An 18,603-nucleotide genomic window follows, 5' to 3' on the forward strand; every position below is an offset into this window, starting at 1 on the left:
TTTACATCGATTATATTCTAACGGTTATATGCCCGATAAACAATCTACGCTTCGTAGACATTCCTGTTATCCGATCTATCTATGAATCTCTTTCACGGCTTTTATTTTTAATTTTTCTAAACCAGACATGGAAAAATGTAAGCTGCCGTGTTATAACCCGAGTTTGCCACCCGTCAAATGAAAATAATCCCCCTTTAGGAATAAATACCTCCTTTAGAGGATTTACCTATTTCCCGAAAATCTCCTCGCCATTGGCTGCTAAGAAATGATTTTACTGATATACTTAAAGGAAGGGTGCAATATTTATAAAATTTGCACGTGGTGAGTGCAAATATATATTTGTAATGAATTTTAAGTACCATTATAATAATTACAGGTCTGATAACGGAAAAGAATTTTGAAATTTACAAAAAAGACTTTACTATTTATAAGAAAGAAGGAAAAATTATATGAGGGAATTTGAATATGTCATAAAAGATGCCGTAGGCATTCATGCAAGGCCTGCAAGCCTGCTGGCCAAGGAAGCCTCCGGCTGTAAAAGCAGCATCATGCTTTGCAGAAATGGGGATAAGGCAGATGCAAAAAAGTTATTGTCCATTATGGCATTAGGAGTAAAGTGTTCGGAAACGGTGAGATTCGTCATTGAGGGGGAAGATGAGGAAGCGGCAGCCCATAAGCTGGAGGCATTTTGCCGGCAGAACCTATAGTAAGGAAAAATAGGTTATAATGTTCTTAAACGGGGTGATTATATGCAGAGCAAGCAGATAGAACTGATTAACTATATGATGGAAAACAAGGCCAGGGTACTTACATCCCAGCAGCTGGCTGATGTTTTAAACATCTCCATCCGTTCCGTAAAAACATATATTTCCCAGATCAATGAAATCGGAAAAGGGAAAGCCATCCTATCCAATAAAAACGGATACACCTTAAATGTTCCGGTTGCCAAAAAACTGTTGGCCCAGGAGAATATCGTCATCCCTCAGACCTACGAAGAAAGGTCCACCTATCTGATCAAAGCTTTTTTCCTGCAGCACACCAACAGCCTGGACCTTTATGTCATGGCGGATGAATTATACGTCAGTGATTCCACGCTGAAGGCTGATATTAAAAAAATGAATGTGAGATTCAAAAGCTTTAATATCCAGTTTGCAATAGAGAGGGACCAGATCAAGCTGCAGGGGCCGGAAAAAAACATCAGAAAGCTGTTCAGCTACATCTTATATGAAGAAGTGGATAACCATTACGTGGATTTACAGATTTTAAAGAGCAATTTTAAGAACATTGATATTGATTCCATGCTTCCCATTGTAAAGCACATATTTTCAAAAAACGATTATTACATCAATGATCTGGCTCTCAGAAATATGCTGCTTCACCTGGTCATCATCATTGAACGGATACAGGAAGGAAAGACCATTCCTTCTGTGGCAAGGGGAGTCCAGGATAAGGACGGAGAAAACAGCTGCGTTTTGGAGCTGTGCAGAAGGCTGGAGCAGCAGTTTTCTATTGTCATTAATGAGGAAGAAAGACGGGAAATCTACATTTTATTTAAGTCCAGCACAAATTTTGTTGTCACCGGAGGCATGCAGGAGGTGCAGGCCCTGGTGGGAAATGAGATTATGGAGGAGACAAAGGAGCTGATCTATCTGATCCAGCAGGCGTATGACGTTAATCTGGACACGGAAAATTTTATCATTCCCTTTGCGCTGCACTTAAAAAACCTTATGCTGAGGGCAAACAACAGTACCAATATAAAAAATCCCATGCTGGAATCCATCCAATCCCAGCATTTGATACTATTTGATATGGCCTTATACGTATCCCTGCAGCTGAAAAAAAAGCATAAGATATATATCAGCCAGGATGAAGTGGCATTTATAGCCCTGCACATAGGCGGTGAAATAGAAAGGCAGAAAAATAATAACCCAAAGGTGCGGGTGGTCCTGCTGTGCCCCAGCTACATGAACATAGAATCCAGACTGTATAATGAGCTTTTGATCAATTTCAGCAGCGATATCAACATTGTCGCATCGGTGCGGGATTCCCACCAGCTGGAGGAATTGAGTTTTGACCTGCTCATTTCCACAGTGCGGGTAAAAATGTCTGCGGCCTGGGAGACCGCCGTCATATCCCCGTTCATGACCTCAGGCGATAAGCTGGAAATACAGAAAAAAATAGAAAATTCCCTGAACAACAAGAAAAACAAAATGCTGACAAGGCATTTTAATGATTACTTTGAAAAGGAATTGTTTTTTTTATCCGATAGTCCATTGGATAAAATGGAAGCAATCGATGTGCTGACAAATAATTTATATAAGAAGGAATACGTTCGCAGGGATTACAGGGAAAGCGTGCTGATGAGGGAAAAGGCCGCCTGCACTGCATTTGGTAAGATTGCCATCCCCCATTCCGTTGAAATGAACGCATATAAGACCTGCGCTTCCGTAATGATCTGCAGCAGAGGCATACGGTGGGAAAACCAGCTGGTATACGTGGTTTTAATGATCGCCATTAATAAATTGGACAATCATGTTTTTAAGGAATTGTATGAGTCATTGGTAATCATATTTTCCGAGGAAACAAATATTGAGCTGTTTCGGGAATGCAGATCCTATGAAGAGTTTGAAAGCACGTTAAAATCAATCATTGGATGAAAACGGTTCCTTCGTACTAAGGCAGCTGGTGGAAAAGAGAAAAATCAGTGACGGATTGCATGGAGGGGTGCAAATCGCAATTTGATTTTTCTCTTCTTTTTTATGATAATTGATATTGTAAATAAGAGGTATCTTACCATAAACCAGTGAGGAGTTGTTTTATTTTTGCAAAGAAAAAACACCGCAATGATGCGGGTTTTGGCGTTTCGCAGACGCCTATAATGAGAAAGGAGCTACCAGGATGGAGAACTTAAAAGTATTATTATGTTGTGGAAATGGGCTGTCAAGCGGTTTTTTAGCACAGCAGGGAAGAAAGGCAGCAAAGAAGAAGGGAGTGGATATAAAGATAGAAGCGAAAAGTGAAGCCGAGGCAGTTGCACATATGCCTAAGATCCATGTTTTGTTACTGGCACCTCACTATGAAACATTCAAAGAAAAATTTGCAGAACTGGCAAAGCCTTATAATGTGGCAGTCGGTGTTATTCCTCAAAAAGTATATGGAGCATTGGATGGAGAAAAATTAGTAGAATATGCTATTGAGCTCCATCAGAGCAACAAGCTGTAAAAGGATAGAATGAAATGGAGAAGAGAAAACTATGAAAAATATTATGAATGGTTTTATGGATTGGTTGAGTAATTCATTCGCTCCAACGATGAATAGATTTGCGCAAAAGCCTTGGATCGCTACATTGTCCAGTGCCATGCAGAAGATCATCCCGTTTATTTTAACAGGATCGATCATCCACTTATATAATGTAGTTCGTTCATATGTACCAGCCTTACCAGATTTATCATGGATCATCAAATTCTCTTTTGGAATGTTAGGATTATTAACGGCGTTCATGGTAGCCAATCAGGCAATGGAAAAATTAGGACATACAAAATATACGATCAATGCCGGTCTGACTGCAGTATCCGTATTCATCATGTACATTAAACCAGTGATTGATCAAGATGGCATATTCAGTGTTGGTTTTAACCGTTTTGGTCCGACAGGGATCATCGTGGGAATCGTTGCCGGGTACATAGTTTCGGTGATCTTTAATTTTGTTGGGAAGCGGGAATTGTTGAGTGAGTCAAATCTTCCTGACTTTGTCATTGGATGGGTTCAGAATATCGTTCCTATTTTTACTTGTATCGGATTATCAGTGTTCATGGTGTTCAAACTGGATATAGACTTATTTGCATTGATTCTACAGTTATTCTCACCCATCCAAGGATTTGGACAGACCCTGCCGGGATTTGTACTGCTTATCTTCTTAATGACATTTTTCTATACATTGGGAATTTCTCACTGGCTGTGGAATGGTGTAAAAACACCGATCTTCATGGCTGGTATTGCGGCAAATATTGCGGCTGTGGAAGCCGGTCTGCCAGCTGTAAACATCGCTACCAATGAAGCTGTATTTACGGCTGGACTCATTACAATGGGTGGTATGGGTGCAACGCTGACATTGAACATTCTGATGTGCTTCTCAAAATCAAAGGATTTAAAGACATTGGGCAGAATGACGCTGGTACCATCTATTTTCAATATCAATGAACCAATCATGTACAGTGCGCCAGTCGTTATGAATCCGCTGCTGATGGTTCCCACATGGATCAATTCGATTGTTGGGCCGGTTGTTATCTGGATCTCTATGCGCGGAGGTTTCTTAAATATTCCGTCAAAAATGATCCAAGTCGGTCAGATCCCTGCGCCTATATCCAGTATTATGATTACAGAGGACTTTAGAGCAGTATTTGTCTACATCTTCTTATTCCTGTTGTATCTTGCGATCTGGTATCCATTTTTCAAAATATATGAAAAACAGAAGATTCAGGAAGAAGTGCTGGAAATGAAGGAAGCGATAAATGAGTAGATTATAAAAATATTAAGTGAAAGAGGAGGTTCATGATGAAAGCTATAGATGAAGAAGTATTGGATCAAGAACAAGATGATCAGGAACAAGATGATGAATTGAGTGCTGTGGCGATGCAGATCATTCTGCATGCTGGAAATGCAAAAACAGCGGCAGATGAAGCTTTTCGATTGGCCAAGGAGGAAAAGTTCAAAGAGGCTTATGAAAAAATAGAAGAAGCCGAGTCCAATGGCATTTTAAACGCACATCAAGCACAATTTGAAATCATTCAGAATGAAGCCAGAGGAATCCCGCATAAACCATCTTTTTTATTCATACATGCACAAGATCATCTGATGACTATTAAGTCTGAGGTAAGTACGACTAAAAAAATGATTGAATTGTATGAGCTGATCGTGAATAAAAGAAATGATTAAGAAGTAGAGGTAGAAGAAATGGAAAATAAACAGTTTTCTTTCCCTGAAAATTTTCTGTGGGGTGGAGCTACTGCGGCTTGCCAGATAGAAGGTGCCTATGATGTAGATGGAAGAGGGCTTTCGACTTCGGACATCCATAGATATAATTCAAAATTAGATAGAAAAAAGTATAGAAGTAAATTAGTAGAGAATGAACATACAAGTGCGACTTTAGCAGCCTGCGTAGCCGATCAGGATGGGTATTATCCTAAACGATATGGAAATGAATTTTATTATCGGTATAAAGAAGACATCGCATTGATGAAAGAAATGGGATTCAACAGTTTCCGATTCTCTATTTCATGGCCGAGGATATTCCCAAAGGGGGATGAAACAAAACCCAATGAAAAAGGATTGGAATTCTATGATAAAGTGATCGAAGAAGTCGTGAAGGCAGGTATGGAACCTATCGTAACAATGTTCCACTATGATATCCCACTTCATTTGCTGACAGAATATGGTGGCTTTAAAAACCCCAAATTGATTGGCTTTATGACACGGTATGCGAAAGTATTATTGGACAGATATGCTGACAAGGTAAAATGTTGGATCCCATTTAATCAGACGAATCTGATCCAATATTGTTCCTTCAAATCTTTGGGGATTTTGAGAGATAAGACAGATAATCTTGTGGAAGATCAATACCAGGCAATCCATAATCAGTTTGTCATCAATGCCGAAATCAAAAAATATGCGAAGGCACTGAATCCGGAGATCAAGATTGGGATCATGTTGGCAGATTGTACATATTATCCCAATACTTGCAGACCGGAAGATATCGTATTTACTATGCGTAGGATCCGTCGTCAATACTTCTATGCAGATGTTCCTTTGCGTGGAGAATATCCGGGACATATGCTGCGCTATTTTAAGGAAAATGATATTCATGTCAATATTACAGAAGAGGATAGAGAACTCCTCAAAAATAATACATTGGATTTCTTAGCGTTCTCCTACTACTACTCCAGAACCTTAGATTCCCAAAATAATACGATGGATCCAAGAACTATTAGTGAAAATCCTTATCTAAAAGGAAATGCCTGGGGCTGGACGATTGATCCATTAGGAATGTATAATGCCATCAGCCAATATTGGGATCGATATCAGAAACCGATCATGATTGCCGAAAATGGTTTTGGTTATGAAGATGTATTCGAAGATGGTACGGTCCATGATGATTATAGGATTAATTATTTAAAACAGCATATTCAGGCTGTTGGGGAAGCGATCAAAGATGGTGTCGATGTATTTGCATACTTACCATGGGGACCTATCGACTTAGTAAGTTCGGGAACCGCTGAAATGAGCAAGCGATATGGCTTTGTCTATGTGGACCTGGATGACTTTGGAAAAGGCAGCGGAGATCGGTTTAAGAAAGATTCGTTCTACTGGTATCAAAAAGTTATTGCGACTCATGGTGAAGGACTGTGTTTTGATAATCCTGAAAACCCAATCATGATTGCCAAAGAAAAATAAAAGTGATCGATATAAAAACTTATGTTGACCAGGAGGACGAAGGAAGGATTCGTTTTACTGGTATAAAAAAGTAATTGCTTCCAATGGGGAGGATTTGGAATAGGAATCACTGCATCATACAAATACCGGTGGAATGCTCTTATAAGAGGGCATTCCACCGGTATTTGTATGATGGGCACATTTTTGCTTTTATTTTTATTAAACTCCATATCGAAAAAAATAAGCTGTCATGTTATAATTAATACATCTTAGCGGAAGTATTGAAAAATCAATTCTGATAACGTAATCAGTACGGCAAAAAGAGATTAAGGTATACTTGAAAGCTCTGAAAAGGATACACTGGAATATAGAAATAAAGGATAGAGAGGTGACCGCCTGACATGCCATTGCAAATAAAACGAATCTATGACCCCTTTCAAGAAACTGACGGAATCCGCCTGTTGGTGGATCGTTTATGGCCCCGGGGTGTTTCCAAAGAAAATGCACACTTAGACGGTTGGATGAAACAACTTGCTCCCAGCAGCCAGCTTCGGACATGGTTTGGGCATAAAGCAGAAAACTTTGAAAGATTCGCCATGGTTTACCGCACCGAACTGGACACAAATGCTGAAGCACAAGCTGCCGCCCGCCAGATTATTCTTCAAAGCAAAGAAAATATGGTTACCTTGCTCTATGGGGCAAAAGACCCACAGGTTAACCATGCGATTATCCTAAAGGAATATCTGGAATCCCAATCCTTCTTTTTATAACTCAAAACGGACCGTAATCATGAAAAACCACAGTAAATAAAGCCCCCAATTAACACCCAGGATTTTTTACCATAAACCCCATTGCCCCACAAAAGAAAGGACACAAACATGATAAGACACGCCTCCCCCCAAGATTTGCCCTCAATTTTAAGAGTATACGAAATTGCCAGAAAGTTTATGGCTGAAAACGGAAACCCATCCCAATGGGGGAATACCTTCCCTCCTGAAGAAATGCTCAAAGAAGATATTGAAAAGCAACAGCTCTACGTCTATACAAATGAAAACTTAATCCATGGAGTATTTGCCTTTATGCCAGGAAATGACCCTACTTATGATTACATAGAAAACGGTTCCTGGAGGTCTGCTGCACCCTATAGCACAATCCACAGAATCGCCAGTGATGGGACGGAACGGGGCGTATTTACAACATGCATCAATTACTGCAAGGAACAAAGCCCCCACCTTAGAATCGATACTCACGAAAATAATGAAGTGATGAAATACCTGATTCAAAAAAACGGGTTTATAAAGTGCGGAACCATATATGTAGAAGACGGAAGCTCAAGAATCGCCTTTGACTATCTGAAATAGGCAAACACACAGATCCTAAGTGGAAAAATTACCATTTGGGAGTCCAAACAGCAAGCAAGGATATGGATATCATTGATTAATTTGCCGAGCAGTAATAAAAATAAAATTTGAAAGGCACAGGAGCTGTATGGCTTATGTGCTTTTTTCATGTGCTCCATATCAATGTAATTTCATCAGGCACAGTTTATAAAATAAAGGAAATGTTTGCGCCTTGCACGCCATTCCTGAAAACGCTATAATAAAACATAAAATGACAAAAGCAGGTGGTATTTATGTATATAGCAGATTTACACATCCATTCCCACTATTCCAGGGCGACCAGCAAGGACTGCACCCCGGAGTATTTAGATTTGTGGGCAAGGCGAAAAGGAATTGACATTCTAGGAACCGGTGATTTTACCCACCGGGGCTGGCGGGAGGAATTAAAGGAAAAGATGGTTCCCGCAGAAGAGGGGCTTTATAGATTAAAAGAAGAATTTCTCAGAGACAGTGACTACGGGACGGAATTTCCTGCTCCCAGGTTTGTGGTTTCCGGAGAAATAAGTTCTATTTACAAGAAAAATGGGAAGGTGAGAAAGGTTCACAGCATCATCCTTCTTCCAGGTCTGGAAGAGGCTGAATTACTGGCAAAGAAACTGGAAGCCATAGGAAACCTTCATTCAGACGGCAGGCCCATTCTGGGACTGGACTGCCGTGACCTTTTGGAAATTGTCCTGGAAACGTGTTCCCAGGCCATTTATATTCCGGCTCATATCTGGACGCCGCATTTTTCCCTGTTCGGAGCATTTTCCGGCTTTGATTCCATTGAGGAGTGCTTTGAGGATTTAACGCCTTACGTTCATGCTCTGGAAACAGGCCTTTCTTCGGACCCGTCCATGATAAGTAAATGGTCTGCTCTGGACCGTTTTCAGCTTATATCCAATTCCGATGCCCATTCTCCGGCCAAATTGGGGAGAGAGGGGAATCTTATGGATATCGATTTGTCTTATACCGGCCTTTGGAACGCAGTTCAAAAGGGGGAAGGGTTAAAAGGAACCATTGAATTCTTCCCGGAAGAGGGAAAATACCACTATGACGGCCATAGAAAATGCAATCTTTGTCTTTCTCCTGAGGAGGCAGAACAATATGAGGGCAAGTGCCCCGTATGCGGGCGGAAGCTGACTACCGGGGTATTTCACCGGATTGAGCAGTTGGCTGACCGAAAGGAAGGAGAAGGGCCCGGGGAGGGAAAATACTTTGAAAAACTGATTCCTCTGCCTGAGGTTATTGCGGCCTGTATGGGATATTCTACTGCAAGCAAAAAGGTTCAGAGCCAGTATGAATCCATGGTGAAGAAATTAGGGTCAGAATTTCATATATTAAGAAATCTTCCCCTTGAGGAAATCAGTTGGGCTGCAGGCGGTTTAATTTCTGAGGGAATCAGCCGGCTGAGAGAGGGAAAAGTGGAGTGGAGTCCCGGATATGACGGAGAATACGGAACCTTCCGCCTGTTTGAACCGGGTGAGACAGGAAGATAAAACAGGAGATGATACCAATGAAAAAAGAACAGGTTAAAAACATACTGGAAACCTTAGACCGTATTTACGGCGTAACAAAGGATGGATTTTACCATCAGCAGCCCTGGCAGCTTCTGGCGGCAATTATGCTCAGCGCCCAAAGTACGGATAAGCAGGTAGAAGAGGCTCTTCCTTCGCTGTACCAGCGTTTTCAGACAGTGGAGCAGATGGCGGAAGCGCCTTTGGAGGAAATTGAAGACGCCATACGTTCCATTGGACTTTATAAGAACAAGGCCAGGAATTTGAAGAAATGCTGCACCCAGATTGCAGAGGAATACGGCGGTGAAGTGCCTCAGGATCTTGACAAGCTTCTGACACTGGCCGGCGTGGGGAGGAAGACCGCCACTTTATTTTTAGCAGATGCTTATGGAATTCCCGGAGTCACGGTGGATACCCATGTATTCCGGATTTCCCGGCGCCTGGGCTGGGCATCAGGGAAAAATCCGGTGGAAGTGGAATTGGAGCTGCAGAAGGTTTTGCCGGAAGAATACTGGAACCGGATTAATTTTCAGCTGATTTATCATGGCAGGTCGGTATGCACGGCCAGAAAGGCTATGTGCGGAGAATGTGTGCTGACGGAATGGTGTGAAAAGAAACTGGAAAAATAGCTGACAACTTTTTACATATTTTGTAAAGCAGGAATATCTTTCTTGCCGAATTATTGGTATAATTAGGATGACCTTGCGTACTATTACAATTTAACCGAAAAGAGCCGATATAATAATAAGTGTAAGTGCAGGGGGAAGGATCGGCGCAGGCTTTGTCAGAAAGTCTCATGCCCGTGGTATGGAAAGGCGGTATGGTATGGACAAAAGAGAAAAAAATAAAAAAAGTATAGTAAGATTTTACTTCCCCGGTGCCTTTGTGCGCACCGCAGATTGTCCCGACGAGATACAGCCTGAGAAAATAGCTTTAAAAATCACTTCTTTATACTTAATTATAGGGATTTTGTGGATACTGTTTTCCGACAGGCTTCTTCTTAATTTTGTTGCCAATAAGGATCTGGTATCCGTTTTCAGCATGGCAAAGGGGTGGTTTTATGTGATGATCACCGCCGTTATGCTGTATTTTTTGATTAAAGCATCGTTTTTGAAGATACAATCCATTAACCTTGAGTTATTGAATTACTACAAAGAGATGAGGGATTTCCACGAAAAGCTGACATCATCGGAGCGGAATCTGCAGAAGCAAATTGAGATGCTGAAGGAAAGCGAAGAGAGATACAGGCTGATTTCAGAGACTGCAAATGATGGAATATGGAATGAAAAACAAGGAGAAAGAAATTTTTCTGAACGGTGGTTTGAGATCACCGGCTACAGCAAGCAGGATTTGCTGCAATATGAAAGCTGGACGTCTCTGATCCATCCGGAGGATGCTCCAAAAGTTTTTCAGAAACTGGAGGAAAACCGGATCAACAGGGATCCCAATTATCTCTGTGAATACCGGCTGCGTTACAAGGATGGCGGTTACCGTTGGATTTTGTCAAAAGCCAGACTGATTTTTAATGATACCGGTGAAGTTATACGAAGTGCCGGTTCCCATACGGATATATCCGAGCTGAAAAAGTACGAAGATGAGCTGATGCGCCTTGCCTACGAGGACTATTTGACACACCTTCCCAACAGAACTGCATTTTATGAGAAGGTGAAGCGGGAACTGGCCGGATGTCCGGAAGAGAAAAAGGCTTTGATGTTTATTGATATAGATAATTTTAAATACATAAATGATACCTTAGGGCATGTATGCGGAGATAAGCTGATATCGGAAATCGGCAAACGGATGATGGAATTGTCAAGCAGCAGCCGGTCTGTTTACCGAATCGGCGGGGATGAATTTATTGTATTCGTTCACCAGTATGAATTCATTGATGAAATCACTTCCATTGCAGAATCGGTGATTCAATCCTTCAGCGATTCTTTTAAGCTGCCTGAATGTACGTTAAATATCACTGTATCTTTAGGCATTGCATTGTACCCGATTCATGGAAATGATGTGGATACTCTCTTAAAATGTGCGGATATGGCTATGTATAAAGCAAAATCAATTGCCCATGGACGATATATTTTCTATACCCGGGATATGGATATGAAGTTTCAGGAGCGGATGATCCTGGAAAACGAACTGAGAAGGGCATTGGAGCGCAATGAATTCAGCCTCTCCTATCAGCCCCAGGTAGACCTGGAGACAGGCAGGATTCACGCTATGGAAGCGCTGCTGAGGTGGAACAATGAAAATCTGGGTTCTGTTTCTCCCTTAAAATTTATCAGCATAGCAGAGGAGACGAATTTAATCAATCCCATTGGCGACTGGGTTTTATTAAATGCATGCAAATTTTTAAAAGAGCTTCATGACCAGGGATACTCTGAACTGTCCGTTTCCGTAAACGTTTCTATTATTCAGTTAATGCAGCAGGATTTTACGGAAAAGGTTATAAAAATAGTTTCGCAGACAGGTGTGGAACCGGAACATGTGGAACTGGAAATTACAGAATCGGTGCTCATTGAGTCCTATGAGGGGATTAAGGACAAGCTGATGGAACTGAGGGAAAAGGGAATCAAGATCGCCCTTGATGATTTTGGAACAGGGTATTCCTCTCTCAGCTATTTAACCCACATTCCCATTAATACACTGAAAATTGATAAAATTTTTGTAGACACCATTTTAAATGACAGTGACGGAACCTCCCTCACCAGCATGATTATTATGATCGGACGCAAGCTGGGCCTCTCCATTGTGGCAGAAGGTGTGGAGACAGAAAACCAGTTGATGTATTTAAAAAAGCATAATTGCCATATGATTCAGGGATATTATTTCAGCAAACCTCTGCCTCGGGAGGAAATGGTGAATCTGCTGAATAAGGGCAGGGAACTTACATAAGTCTTTGCTCCCATGATTTATGTGACTGCCAAAAAGGAGGTTTAAAATTTATGGATATGTATTTTTGGTTCATGCTTATTGCAGTCATAGCTTCCGTCGTTTTGATGGTATATGCTGTTGCGAATTATAATTCTGAACGGGCCTTTTTTTTGATCTTTTCATCTTTTTGTACGTTTTTGTATACGGCGGGATATCTTCTGGAAATCATTTCGCCCACACTGGAGGCGGCTTTCATGGGTGTCCGGGTGCAGAAGATGGGGACTCCCTTTATTGTAATACTGAATTATCTCTTTTTACGGGATGTCTATGGAGAAAAGCGGTTCAGCCACCGTGTGCACATCCTTCTCTTTGCCCTCCCGGTGTTTAACGTGTTTACGATTCAGGCATTTCCTTTGGTAAAGCTGCACTACACTCATATTGAATACTTCCGTGACGGCTTCATTGCAAACTGTCACGGATATGCCGGCCCCATGAGTTATATCGCCACTGGATATAATTTTGTGCTGGTTTCTTTGACATTGCACCGTATTTTTAAAAATTTAAAAGGGGGAGGCAAACTGCAAAGGCATCAGAACCTTTGCCTTCTGGTATCGATTCTGATTCCGCTTGTGGTCAATATTTACCACACTTTTTCCTACAATTATCTCAGGCTTGACTTAAATCCCTTTGCGGTTTCCGTTTCCACGGCCCTGCTTCTTTATTCCGTCCGGATTCAGAATCTGCTGAATGTGGTGCCTTTAGCCCGGGCCCAGGTAATTGAATCCATGACCGATGCCTTTATCGTCTGCGGCAGGGACTTCACCTTTCTGGATGCAAACCAGGCGGCCAAGCAGCTCTTTCCTGAACTGAACACACTCCATCCCGGTGAAACCATGGAGCAGGTGAAGCGGTTTGAACGGGAGAGCGAATTATCCCTTCAGATAGACGGGGAAATGCGGTTTTATAAAATAACCCAGACCCAGATCCTGCAGAACAGCAAAAACAGCGGTATCTGCATTGTGTTCCACGATATTACGGATAAGGAAAACCAGTTGAAGCAGCTGTACGGCAAGGCCACCTTTGATCCTTTGATGCATATTTACAACAGGGCCACCTTTTTTGATCATGCCAATTTCAGGCTGGGTGAGGACAACTCAGAAAACAATTCTTACGGACTGCTGATGATTGACCTGGATCACTTTAAGCTGGTAAATGACACTTACGGACATTCCTGCGGTGACATTGTGCTGGAAACCATCGCCGTTATTGTGAAGGGCCATTTCCGCAAGAATGACCTTGCAGGCCGTTATGGAGGTGAGGAAATCGTTGTTCTCCTGGAAAATATTTCATCGGGGAAAATGGTTCTTCTGGTGGAAAAACTCCGCAAGATCATTGAAAGTACCTCAATTCCCTGTCAGGATCATAATTTAAAGGTCACTGTCAGCATTGGAATGGCACATTCGCCAGCCGGAAGCGCTCACAGTCTGGAGGATATGCTGATCCAGGCGGACTCCGCTCTGTACAAAGCGAAGAACAGCGGGCGCAACCGCACCTGCCTGTATAAAGAAACAGAACGGCCCTCATGATATATTAAGGATAAGGTTCCGGTGTTATAATGTGTTGAAATATATCGCAATTTATGGTAAATTATAGGTGACAGATGGGTTGTGATAATATTTTAACAGGGAAAATCGGAACCAATACAATAAAACATTTATGCAGCAAAAGTATACTGCATTATTGAGTATAAGAAAAAGGCAATCTGCTGTATTTTTGTATAGTGGATTGCCTTTTGTGCATATCCGGAGAGGTGCGGTGCTGTTTAAGCACTGGGGGGGGGAGAGATGTGATGAAAAGTAAATATTTCAGGTATATTGCTTTACAGGCAGTGACAATGTCCGTGATTTTTGTGACCATTGTGTTCCTCCTTTTGCGTTATCAGCAGACAAAGAATAATTATCTTATTTCAAGCATCGGCCAATCCGTTTCCTATTCTGTGCAGCAGCACGTCTCCATAACAGAGGGCATTCTGGCCTCATTATCTTATAACTACGAAATTGATCACAATATTGACAAGGAGAAGTTCAATCTTCTGGCGTCTCAATATATAAAAGAGAATCCTGATATCCTCTATATTCAGCATAAAGATAAGAATACCATTACAGACATGGTATTTCCCGATGCTTATGCTTATACCCTGGGGGCCTCCTTAAAAGGGCGTCCGGAGGTGGAGGAGGCCATTGACAAGGCCATTAAGCAAAGGATCACAACAGTCAATGACCCGTTTATCCTTCAGGGTACGGAGGATATTCTTGGGCTGGTTATCCGGTATCCTCTTTATAAGGAAGAGCAGTTTGACGGCTTTTTCGTAGTTGTCTTTGATTTGAAATCCTACATAAACACCATGATTGACGGAGTGATTCCTTCTTCCTATCATATCAACATTTACGACAGAAAGGGCGGGGTGATCCGGCAGGACTCCAGTGCAAAAGGCAGACCGGTACACACCATACGGGTTCCGGTCATGGATAATTACTGGCTGGTGAGCCTGTGGAAGGAACCAATACCGGAGGGGGGAGAAGCAGTCATCTGGTTCGTACCCTTGGTGGTCCTTCTTCTGGTGGGAGTCCTCGTCTTTTTGCAGGCGGACCTTTTCAAAAAGGATGAGGATATTCAGCATCTGGCCAGTCTTCATAAGGAACTGGAAAAGCTGAAAGAAAGCTATACCCTGGCTCTTGCCAGCGCCAATGATGCGCTTTGGGAGTGGAATCTCTTTACAAATGAAGTCATTACCTCAGACAAATGGCTTGACATTACGGGAAATGAGCTGAAAGGGCAGGGCTTTGGTGCCATTATCCAGGAGGAGAACATTCACCGGGAAGATTACCAGGAACTGATGGAAACCTTTGAAATGTGTTTAAAAGGCCAGGTTCGGGACTTTCAGAAGGAATACCGCATAAAAAACAAGGACGGCAGCTATACCTGGGTTTTAAACCGGGGAAAGGTTTATTTTGACGAATCCGGTATTCCCAATAAAATTGCCGGGGCAGTGTCCAATATTGAGGAGCGCAAGCAAAGGGAATCAAAGATAGAATACATGGCATTTTACGATATGCTGACGGGACTGCCCAACAAGGTCCGGTTTATGAGGATTCTTGAGGATACGCTGAAAGGCATGGAGGAGCAGGGCGGATATTCTATTCTAATGATTGACCTGGATAACTTCAAGAACCACAATGATCTTCTGGGCCTGGAAGTCTGTGACCAGCTTCTGAATCTGGCAGCCAGCAGACTGACACAGATCGCAGGGCCGGAAAATCTGGTAGCCAGGTTCGGCGGAGATGAGTTCCTGATCCTGATCCGAAACTACGATGATTTAAAAGAGGTGAAAGCCCTCTGCCAGAGTATTCTCCGCATCTTTAATAATCCCTTTTCCCTGATGAAAAAAATGGTTTATTTATCTGTCAGCATAGGCGTGGTTCACTGCTTTGAATCGGGACAAACAGCAAGTGATGTGCTGCGCAATGCTGATACAGCCCTTAATAAGGCTAAGGAAAGCGGAAAAAACCAATACTGTATTTACGATGACCAGATGCACGATGACATCATCAGAAAGTCCAATGTGGAGGCATGCATCAGAGAGGCCCTGGACAGGGACAGCCTGATTATTTATTACCAGCTCCAGCAGGATCTGCGGCAAAACCAGATCAGAGGCGTGGAGGCCCTGGCAAGACTTCATTCTGAGGAGTTGGGCATGATTTCTCCCCTTGAATTTATTGCAGTGGCAGAATACACGGGACTGATCATCCCCCTGGGGAACTGGATACTGAAAAATGCCTGTATTCAGGGAAAATCCTGGCTTGACAAGGACTATCAGTTTGGAAAAATGTCTGTCAATATTTCTGCATACCAGCTTCATAATGAAAGCTTTTATGACTTTGTAAAGGATGTTTTAAATGAAACCGGTTTTCCGGTGGACAGGCTGGAGCTTGAGATCACAGAAAGCGTTCTTTTGGAATTTTCAAAGGACAACATTGAAACCCTTAAAAAATTCAGGGCCCTTGGAATCAGCATTGCCCTGGATGATTTCGGAACAGGGTATTCGTCTCTTAACTACCTGACGGCTCTGCCCATTGATGTTTTGAAAATTGACAAGTCATTTTTAGGAAAGGCCATGGAAAGGGAAACAGAGAATCAGGTAATACGCAGCATCACAGAGCTGGCTCACGGGCTGAATCTGAAGGTGGTGTCTGAGGGAGTGGAGACAGCGGAGCAGAAACAGCTTCTTGAGGAAATGGGGTGTGACTATATTCAGGGCTATTATTTTGCCCGGCCAAATGATGCGGATAAGGTTGAAGAATGGTTTACAAGAGAAAAATTGAAGCGGTAACCGCTTTAGGAAAGCGTTGAGGGTTTACGATGGAAAGAAAAGGGAAAGAGAAAAAGAGGATTTCTATTAAATTGAAGCTGATCCTTTTTACAGGACTTTTGGTGTTAGCGTTAACGGCTGTTAATATGGTCACAGGCCTGCTCACCAGCTATCAGGGGATTTTGAAAAATGTGGAGGCTGACCTGGCGTCTCTGGGCGCTGTCGCAGATCTGGCTATTTCGGGGAAAATAGAGGATGTGACAGGTGATTTGGAACGTGAGGCGGAATCTGATCTTTCATCAGCTTCTGTAGCGGAGTTACAGGGCATTGCAGAGAAGAACGGCTGGCTGTATCTGGCTGTTGCCGGCCAGAACGGCACGATTGCAAAGGGGCCTGACGGATATACAGGAACCGGTGTGGTTTCCCAGGAGCTTTTTAACAAGGCTTTGGAAGGAGAAACTGTAATCACTTCCCCTTCCGCTGACAGCAACGGAGTTTTTGTCAGCCAGATCTATACTCCCATGGGCGGAAATGTTCTGGTTGCGGGAATTGACGGAATGTATTTAAGCAGCCTGATTGCAGATTTGCGGGTTGGAAAGTCAGGAAATGTTTTCATGATAGACAGTACCGGAACCATGATCGCCAATATGAGGCCGGAACTTGTCCAGAACCAGCAGAATTTTATCCAGATGTCAAAAACAGATAATAATTATGTGTCGGCAGCAAAGGTGTATTCTAAGATGATCACAGGGGCTGTCGGTGTGGATACTTATACCTATGCAGGTGTTGAACGGATCTGTTACCACTCTCCGGTGGCCGGAAGCAATGGCTGGTATCTGGGGGCAGTGGCTCCTATTAAAGAGATGACCTCCTCCATCCGCACAGTCGGCTTTTCTCTGACGGCGGTTTCCATTGTTATGCTGATTTGCGGCATTGGGATTGCGGTTTTATTCGCAGGAAGGATTGCAGATCCTCTTATCCGGATTACAAACCGGATGAAGCTGCTTGCAGAAGGCAATCTGACCGAGGAAACGCCCCTTATTAATAGCAGGGATGAGATCGGAGAGCTTTCCGGCAGCATTGACAGCTCCATCAGAACTCTTTCTCTCTACGTGGAGGATATTACCAGAAATATGGAGCGGATTGCTGCAGGCGATCTCACTACCGGTCCTGCCCAGCCTTATATCGGTGATTTTAAGCGGATTGAAACAGCTATCGGTGATTCCGTCAGCAATCTTTCAGCCACTCTTTCTCTCATCCATACGGCTGCACAGCAGGTGAGTACCGGTTCCGATCAGGTTTCATGCGGAGCCCAGGACCTTGCGGCAGGAGCCACAGAGCAGGCTGCTTCGGCCCAGGAACTGAGTGCTTCGGTAGAAAAAATAGCCGGGCAGGCTCTGGAGAATTCCTCTAATGTCAAATTATCAGCAAAATACGTGGAAGAGGCGGGAGCAGGAGTCAGCGAAAGCGACAGCCTCATGAAAAAGCTTACAGAGGCCATGGCAGTGATCAGTGATTCCTCCGGGCAGATTACAAGCATCACCAAGGTAATTGAAGATATTGCATTTCAGACCAATATTCTGGCCTTAAATGCGGCTATTGAGGCTGCCCGGGCCGGCGAGGCGGGGAAGGGCTTTGCAGTTGTGGCCGATGAGGTCCGGAATCTGGCATCAAAATCTTCAGAAGCGGCAAAACAGACGGCAGGTCTGATCCGGCATTCGGCTGAAGCAGTGGAGGAAGGAGCCGGAATCGCTCTCCATGCCGCACAGGTTCTGCACAATGTCAGAGAAAGTGCTCAAAAGGTGGAACAGAGCATTGCAAAGATCGAACAGTCCTCTGTGGAACAGGCAGAGGCCATTGAACAGATCAAGCTGGGCCTTTCCCAGGTATCTGCCGTAGTCCAGACCAACGCAGCTACAGCCGAGGAAAATTCTGCAACCAGCGAGGAGATGTCCGCTCAGGCTTTGGCGCTGCAGGCTGAAGTTGAGAAATTTAAGCTGAGCAGAGGGGACAGAAGAGGCTGATGAGCAAG

The 18,603-nt window shown here is 43.1% G+C and carries 13 protein-coding genes and 1 pseudogene; all 14 read left to right on the forward strand.

Going from position 1 to position 18,603, the window contains the following annotated elements; genetic code table 11:
• Positions 1-449: 449 nt before the first annotated feature.
• Entirely contained in the window at positions 450-707 is a 258-nt protein-coding gene (locus V7M78_RS20050) for an HPr family phosphocarrier protein (protein ID WP_333652377.1), read from the forward strand.
• A 42-nt stretch (positions 708-749) separates the two neighbouring features.
• On the forward strand, positions 750-2,657 hold the full coding sequence (locus tag V7M78_RS20055) for a BglG family transcription antiterminator (protein WP_333652379.1): 1,908 nt from the start codon (positions 750-752) through the stop codon (positions 2,655-2,657).
• Between the two features lie 241 nt (positions 2,658-2,898).
• On the forward strand, positions 2,899-3,222 hold the full coding sequence (locus V7M78_RS20060; RefSeq protein WP_333652381.1) for a PTS sugar transporter subunit IIB: 324 nt from the start codon (positions 2,899-2,901) through the stop codon (positions 3,220-3,222).
• Between the two features lie 31 nt (positions 3,223-3,253).
• Positions 3,254-4,519, forward strand: coding sequence for a PTS sugar transporter subunit IIC (locus V7M78_RS20065; protein ID WP_333652383.1), 1,266 nt, complete (start codon positions 3,254-3,256; stop codon positions 4,517-4,519).
• 32 nt (positions 4,520-4,551) lie between these two features.
• Positions 4,552-4,935, forward strand: coding sequence for a PTS lactose/cellobiose transporter subunit IIA (locus V7M78_RS20070; RefSeq protein WP_333652385.1), 384 nt, complete (start codon positions 4,552-4,554; stop codon positions 4,933-4,935).
• An 18-nt stretch (positions 4,936-4,953) separates the two neighbouring features.
• The gene (locus tag V7M78_RS20075) at positions 4,954-6,450 is read left to right on the forward strand and encodes a glycoside hydrolase family 1 protein (protein WP_333652387.1); all 1,497 of its coding nucleotides are present in this window, start codon (positions 4,954-4,956) and stop codon (positions 6,448-6,450) included.
• 380 nt (positions 6,451-6,830) lie between these two features.
• A complete protein-coding gene (locus tag V7M78_RS20080; protein WP_333652389.1) occupies positions 6,831-7,199 on the forward strand; it encodes a DUF488 domain-containing protein in 369 nt (122 codons plus the stop codon).
• Between the two features lie 108 nt (positions 7,200-7,307).
• Positions 7,308-7,790 carry an N-acetyltransferase gene (locus V7M78_RS20085; RefSeq protein ID WP_333652391.1) on the forward strand — a complete coding sequence of 161 codons (483 nt, stop codon included), beginning with the start codon at positions 7,308-7,310 and terminating at the stop codon, positions 7,788-7,790.
• Between the two features lie 272 nt (positions 7,791-8,062).
• Positions 8,063-9,295, forward strand: a pseudogene (locus tag V7M78_RS20090) (endonuclease Q family protein); the annotation flags it as partial.
• A 29-nt stretch (positions 9,296-9,324) separates the two neighbouring features.
• The gene (gene nth, locus V7M78_RS20095) at positions 9,325-9,954 is read left to right on the forward strand and encodes an endonuclease III (RefSeq protein ID WP_333652394.1); all 630 of its coding nucleotides are present in this window, start codon (positions 9,325-9,327) and stop codon (positions 9,952-9,954) included.
• A gap of 196 nt (positions 9,955-10,150) precedes the next feature.
• Positions 10,151-12,223 (forward strand): putative bifunctional diguanylate cyclase/phosphodiesterase, encoded by a 2,073-nt coding sequence (locus V7M78_RS20100; RefSeq protein WP_333652398.1) that lies wholly within the window; start codon positions 10,151-10,153, stop codon positions 12,221-12,223.
• Between the two features lie 50 nt (positions 12,224-12,273).
• Positions 12,274-13,788: a histidine kinase N-terminal 7TM domain-containing diguanylate cyclase gene (locus V7M78_RS20105; RefSeq protein WP_333652401.1), complete on the forward strand. Its 1,515-nt coding sequence runs from the start codon at positions 12,274-12,276 to the stop codon at positions 13,786-13,788.
• 263 nt (positions 13,789-14,051) lie between these two features.
• Positions 14,052-16,592, forward strand: a complete 2,541-nt coding sequence (locus V7M78_RS20110; RefSeq protein WP_333652404.1) for a bifunctional diguanylate cyclase/phosphodiesterase — start codon at positions 14,052-14,054, stop codon at positions 16,590-16,592.
• Positions 16,593-16,621: 29 nt separating this feature from the next.
• Complete coding sequence (locus tag V7M78_RS20115) at positions 16,622-18,595, forward strand: methyl-accepting chemotaxis protein (protein WP_333652406.1); 1,974 nt, start codon at positions 16,622-16,624, stop codon at positions 18,593-18,595.
• Positions 18,596-18,603: the final 8 nt, after the last annotated feature.

Source organism: Lacrimispora sp. (assembly GCF_036758025.1).
GTDB lineage: Bacteria > Bacillota > Clostridia > Lachnospirales > Lachnospiraceae > Lacrimispora.

Bases quoted from the DNA above. Each gene is read 5' to 3' on its own strand.
- nth (WP_333652394.1), top strand. From the start codon at position 9,325: ATGAAAAAAGAACAGGTTAAAAACATACTGGAAACCTTAGACCGTATT.
- V7M78_RS20080 (WP_333652389.1), top strand. From the start codon at position 6,831: ATGCCATTGCAAATAAAACGAATCTATGACCCCTTTCAAGAAACTGAC.
- V7M78_RS20085 (WP_333652391.1), top strand. From the start codon at position 7,308: ATGATAAGACACGCCTCCCCCCAAGATTTGCCCTCAATTTTAAGAGTA.
- V7M78_RS20075 (WP_333652387.1), top strand. From the start codon at position 4,954: ATGGAAAATAAACAGTTTTCTTTCCCTGAAAATTTTCTGTGGGGTGGA.
- V7M78_RS20050 (WP_333652377.1), top strand. From the start codon at position 450: ATGAGGGAATTTGAATATGTCATAAAAGATGCCGTAGGCATTCATGCA.
- V7M78_RS20070 (WP_333652385.1), top strand. From the start codon at position 4,552: ATGATGAAAGCTATAGATGAAGAAGTATTGGATCAAGAACAAGATGAT.
- V7M78_RS20065 (WP_333652383.1), top strand. From the start codon at position 3,254: ATGAAAAATATTATGAATGGTTTTATGGATTGGTTGAGTAATTCATTC.
- V7M78_RS20100 (WP_333652398.1), top strand. From the start codon at position 10,151: ATGGACAAAAGAGAAAAAAATAAAAAAAGTATAGTAAGATTTTACTTC.
- V7M78_RS20060 (WP_333652381.1), top strand. From the start codon at position 2,899: ATGGAGAACTTAAAAGTATTATTATGTTGTGGAAATGGGCTGTCAAGC.
- V7M78_RS20110 (WP_333652404.1), top strand. From the start codon at position 14,052: ATGAAAAGTAAATATTTCAGGTATATTGCTTTACAGGCAGTGACAATG.
- V7M78_RS20105 (WP_333652401.1), top strand. From the start codon at position 12,274: ATGGATATGTATTTTTGGTTCATGCTTATTGCAGTCATAGCTTCCGTC.
- V7M78_RS20115 (WP_333652406.1), top strand. From the start codon at position 16,622: ATGGAAAGAAAAGGGAAAGAGAAAAAGAGGATTTCTATTAAATTGAAG.
- V7M78_RS20055 (WP_333652379.1), top strand. From the start codon at position 750: ATGCAGAGCAAGCAGATAGAACTGATTAACTATATGATGGAAAACAAG.